Annotated in this window: 2 rRNA genes; both read right to left on the bottom strand. The window is 55.6% G+C overall.

Annotated features, from left to right (window positions below):
- Nucleotides 1-187 precede the first annotated feature (187 nt).
- A 23S ribosomal RNA gene (locus ACIP9X_RS21740) occupies nucleotides 188-3,316 on the bottom strand.
- Between the two features lie 535 nt (nucleotides 3,317-3,851).
- Nucleotides 3,852-5,377: ribosomal RNA gene (locus ACIP9X_RS21745) — 16S ribosomal RNA — on the bottom strand.
- The 16S and 23S rRNA genes sit together here, the layout of an rRNA operon.
- Nucleotides 5,378-5,471 lie beyond the last annotated feature (94 nt).

Consider the following 5,471-nt stretch of genomic DNA (forward strand, 5'->3'; position numbering starts at 1 on the left):
CTGTGGTGTTAGAACTGTGGTGTTAGAACTGTGGTGTTCTGGTATTCAGTTATCGGTTCCTGTCCCGAACAAGCCCGGTGGCGGGTTTGTTGGTTGGGAACCACATAGTGGACGCGTGCAGTCTTATTTCTCTTTGTACCATTGCTTGGTGTGAACGTCTTTTGAAGGATACGTTCACCAATGGTGTGTGGTGTAAGTTATCGGCCTATTAGTACCGGTCAGCTTCACGAGTCGTTAGTCCTCGCTTCCACATCCGGCCTATCAACCCAGTGGTCTGGCTGGGGGCCTCCCACACCCGAGGGTGTATGGAAATCTCATCTTGAAGCGAGCTTCCCGCTTAGATGCTTTCAGCGGTTATCCCATCCGAACGTAGCTAATCAGCGGTGCACTTGGCAGTACAACTGACACACCAGAGGTTCGTCCGTCCCGGTCCTCTCGTACTAAGGACAGCCCTTCTCAAATTTCCTGCGCGCGCAGCGGATAGGGACCGAACTGTCTCACGACGTTCTAAACCCAGCTCGCGTACCGCTTTAATGGGCGAACAGCCCAACCCTTGGGACCTACTCCAGCCCCAGGATGCGACGAGCCGACATCGAGGTGCCAAACCATGCCGTCGATATGGACTCTTGGGCAAGATCAGCCTGTTATCCCCGAGGTACCTTTTATCCGTTGAGCGACGGCCATTCCACAATGTACCGCCGGATCACTAGTCCCGACTTTCGTCCCTGCTCGAGATGTCTCTCTCACAGTCAAGCTCCCTTGTGCACTTACACTCGACACCTGATTGCCAACCAGGCTGAGGGAACCTTTGGGCGCCTCCGTTACTTTTTAGGAGGCAACCGCCCCAGTTAAACTACCCATCAGGCACTGTCCCTGACCCGGATTACGGGCCGAAGTTAGATGTCCAAAGTGACCAGAGTGGTATTTCAACGATGACTCCACCCGAACTGGCGTCCGGGCTTCAACGTCTCCCACCTATCCTACACAAGCCACTCCGAACACCAATACCAAACTATAGTAAAGGTCTCGGGGTCTTTCCGTCCTGCTGCGCGTAACGAGCATCTTTACTCGTACTGCAATTTCGCCGAGTTTATGGTTGAGACAGCGGGGAAGTCGTTACTCCATTCGTGCAGGTCGGAACTTACCCGACAAGGAATTTCGCTACCTTAGGATGGTTATAGTTACCACCGCCGTTTACTGGGGCTTGAATTCTCAGCTTCGCCTTGCGGCTAACCGGTCCTCTTAACCTTCCAGCACCGGGCAGGAGTCAGTCCGTATACATCGTCTTGCGACTTCGCACGGACCTGTGTTTTTAGTAAACAGTCGCTTCCCCCTGGTCTCTGCGGCCCCGATCCCCTCCCACCAGCAAAGTGGTGTTCAAGGTTGGGGCCCCCCTTCTCCCGAAGTTACGGGGGCATTTTGCCGAGTTCCTTAACCATAATTCTCTCGATCGCCTTAGTATTCTCTACCTGATCACCTGTGTCGGTTTGGGGTACGGGCGGCTAAAACCTCGCGCCGATGCTTTTCTCGACAGCATAGGATCACCGAATCCCCCCATACGGGGGTCCCATCAGATCTCAGGCACAAGAACGGCGGATTTGCCTACCGTTCGCCCTACATCCTTAGACCGGGACAACCATCGCCCGGCTCGGCTACCTTCCTGCGTCACACCTGTTAATACGCTTGCCTCCCGGGATCAGGTCCCGCGCTCCACCAAAACCCTGAACCCACAAGGGGTCTCGGGCAGGCTTCGGGCGGTTAGTATCCCCCGTTCAGCATGGGCGGTTTTTCGCCGGTACGGGAATATCAACCCGTTGTCCATCGACTACGCCTGTCGGCCTCGCCTTAGGTCCCGACTTACCCAGGGCAGATTAGCTTGACCCTGGAACCCTTGATCATCCGGCGGACGGGTTTCTCACCCGTCTTTCGCTACTCATGCCTGCATTCTCACTCGTGTAGGCTCCACCGCTGGTTTACACCGCGACTTCACCGCCCACACGACGCTCCCCTACCCATCCACACTCCTGAACCACAAAGGCTTAGAACATGTGTGAATGCCACAACTTCGGCGGTGTACTTGAGCCCCGCTACATTGTCGGCGCGGAATCACTTGACCAGTGAGCTATTACGCACTCTTTTAAGGATGGCTGCTTCTAAGCCAACCTCCTGGTTGTCTTCGCAACTCCACATCCTTTCCCACTTAGCACACGCTTAGGGGCCTTAGTTGGTGGTCTGGGCTGTTTCCCTCTCGACTATGAAGCTTATCCCCCACAGTCTCACTGCTGCGCTCTGACTTACCGGCATTCGGAGTTTGGCTGACGTCAGTAACCTTGTAGGGCCCATTAGCCATCCAGTAGCTCTACCTCCGGCAAGAAACACGCAACGCTGCACCTAAATGCATTTCGGGGAGAACCAGCTATCACGAAGTTTGATTGGCCTTTCACCCCTACCCACAGCTCATCCCCTCCATTTTCAACTGAAGTGGGTTCGGTCCTCCACGACGTCTTACCGTCGCTTCAACCTGGCCATGGGTAGATCACTTCGCTTCGGGTCTAGATCACGCCACTGCAACGCCCTGTTCAGACTCGCTTTCGCTACGGCTTCCCCACACGGGTTAACCTCGCGACGTAACACTAACTCGCAGGCTCATTCTTCAAAAGGCACGCCGTCACAACTACAAAGGCTGCTCCGACGGATTGTAAGCACACGGTTTCAGGTACTGTTTCACTCCCCTCCCGGGGTACTTTTCACCTTTCCCTCACGGTACTGGTCCGCTATCGGTCATTAGGGAGTATTTAGGCTTATCAGGTGGTCCTGACAGATTCACACGGGATTTCTCGGGCCCCGTGCTACTTGGGATACTCTTCAAGGGCGGTGCACAACATTACGGTTACGGGGCTCACACCCTCTACGGCCGGCCTTTCAAGACCGTTCACCTATGCCAGCACTTCACACCCCACTGTCCCGGCAGAGACAGCACAAAAAGTCCCACAACCCCGACCATGCAACGCCCGCCGGCTATCACACATGGAACGGTTTAGCCTGATCCGCGTTCGCTCGCCACTACTAACGGAATCACTATTGTTTTCTCTTCCTGCGGGTACTGAGATGTTTCACTTCCCCGCGTTCCCTCCACGCACCCTATGTGTTCAGATGCGGGTCACCAGATCACTCGCGCGCCTGGCGGGGTTTCCCCATTCGGACACCCTGGGATCACAGTCCGGTTATCGACTCCCCCAGGCTTATCGCAGATTCCTACGTCCTTCTTCGGCTCCTAATGCCAAGGCATCCACCGTGTGCTCTTAAAAACTTGACCACAAAAGATCAAAAAACACTTCACGAGAGAACCACGGAAACCAACCACACCCCCAACACCCCACAAGGGGCATCAACAGCGCAGCCAGATCCAGGTTCATAATTCTTGGAAATTGCTTCTTTTCAAAGATGCTCGCGTCCACTATGTAGTTCTCAAACAACAACCCCAAACCCCACACCCCACACACAACCCCAGGGGGCAACCGTGCATGATCGGTGCAGCCAGGAAACCAGAAACAAACAAACCCGCAAAACCGCCCCCCAAAAAAGGGACAACCCCGCAGCCCTGTTGCCTCAGGACCCAACAGTGTGCCAAACACTAAACCGCACAACCCGCGCCCCGCCGTTCCAGGACAGGACCCCCGAAAGGGAACCCGTCCGTACTAAACAAGACCACAAACCATGCAGCCGCTATTTGTTGATATTCCACCCATGAGCACCCGCCGCAGAACGATCGCCTGCGCAACGGGCCTTTACTCCTGACAACACCACACACCCCGCATACACGGAACATGAACGTTGTAGGTGCTCCTTAGAAAGGAGGTGATCCAGCCGCACCTTCCGGTACGGCTACCTTGTTACGACTTAGTCCCAATCGCCAGTCCCACCTTCGACGGCTCCCTCCCACAAGGGGTTAGGCCACCGGCTTCGGGTGTTACCAACTTTCGTGACTTGACGGGCGGTGTGTACAAGGCCCGGGAACGTATTCACCGCAGCGTTGCTGATCTGCGATTACTAGCGACTCCGACTTCATGGGGTCGAGTTGCAGACCCCAATCCGAACTGAGACCGGCTTTTTGGGATTAGCTCCACCTCACAGTATCGCAACCCTTTGTACCGGCCATTGTAGCATGCGTGAAGCCCAAGACATAAGGGGCATGATGATTTGACGTCGTCCCCACCTTCCTCCGAGTTGACCCCGGCAGTCTCCCATGAGTCCCCGCCATTACGCGCTGGCAACATGGAACGAGGGTTGCGCTCGTTGCGGGACTTAACCCAACATCTCACGACACGAGCTGACGACAACCATGCACCACCTGTGAACCGGCCCCAAAAGGAGAAACCACATCTCTGCGGCGGTCCGGTCCATGTCAAGCCTTGGTAAGGTTCTTCGCGTTGCATCGAATTAATCCGCATGCTCCGCCGCTTGTGCGGGCCCCCGTCAATTCCTTTGAGTTTTAGCCTTGCGGCCGTACTCCCCAGGCGGGGCACTTAATGCGTTAGCTACGGCGCGGAAAACGTGGAATGTCCCCCACACCTAGTGCCCAACGTTTACGGCATGGACTACCAGGGTATCTAATCCTGTTCGCTCCCCATGCTTTCGCTCCTCAGCGTCAGTTAATGCCCAGAGACCTGCCTTCGCCATCGGTGTTCCTCCTGATATCTGCGCATTTCACCGCTACACCAGGAATTCCAGTCTCCCCTACATCACTCTAGCCTGCCCGTACCCACCGCAGATCCGGAGTTGAGCCCCGGACTTTCACGGCAGACGCGACAAACCGCCTACGAGCTCTTTACGCCCAATAATTCCGGATAACGCTTGCGCCCTACGTATTACCGCGGCTGCTGGCACGTAGTTAGCCGGCGCTTCTTCTGCAGGTACCGTCACTTTCGCTTCTTCCCTACTGAAAGAGGTTTACAACCCGAAGGCCGTCATCCCTCACGCGGCGTCGCTGCATCAGGCTTGCGCCCATTGTGCAATATTCCCCACTGCTGCCTCCCGTAGGAGTCTGGGCCGTGTCTCAGTCCCAGTGTGGCCGGTCACCCTCTCAGGCCGGCTACCCGTCGTCGCCTTGGTGAGCCATTACCTCACCAACAAGCTGATAGGCCGCGAGTCCATCCAAAACCACAAAAGCTTTCCACCCCCCACCATGCGATGAGGAGTCATATCCGGTATTAGACCCAGTTTCCCAGGCTTATCCCAGAGTCAAGGGCAGGTTACTCACGTGTTACTCACCCGTTCGCCACTAATCCCCGGTGCAAGCACCGGATCATCGTTCGACTTGCATGTGTTAAGCACGCCGCCAGCGTTCATCCTGAGCCAGGATCAAACTCTCCGTTGAAGAAAAACAGACACAACCAGAAACCGCGGAAATAACGCGGAACCAGGCTGCACAAAATTTGAAACCAGCCAAAACACCAGACCACACCCACAGG

The sequence above is a fragment of the Arthrobacter sp. NPDC093125 genome, from assembly GCF_044754225.1.
Lineage (GTDB): Bacteria > Actinomycetota > Actinomycetes > Actinomycetales > Micrococcaceae > Arthrobacter.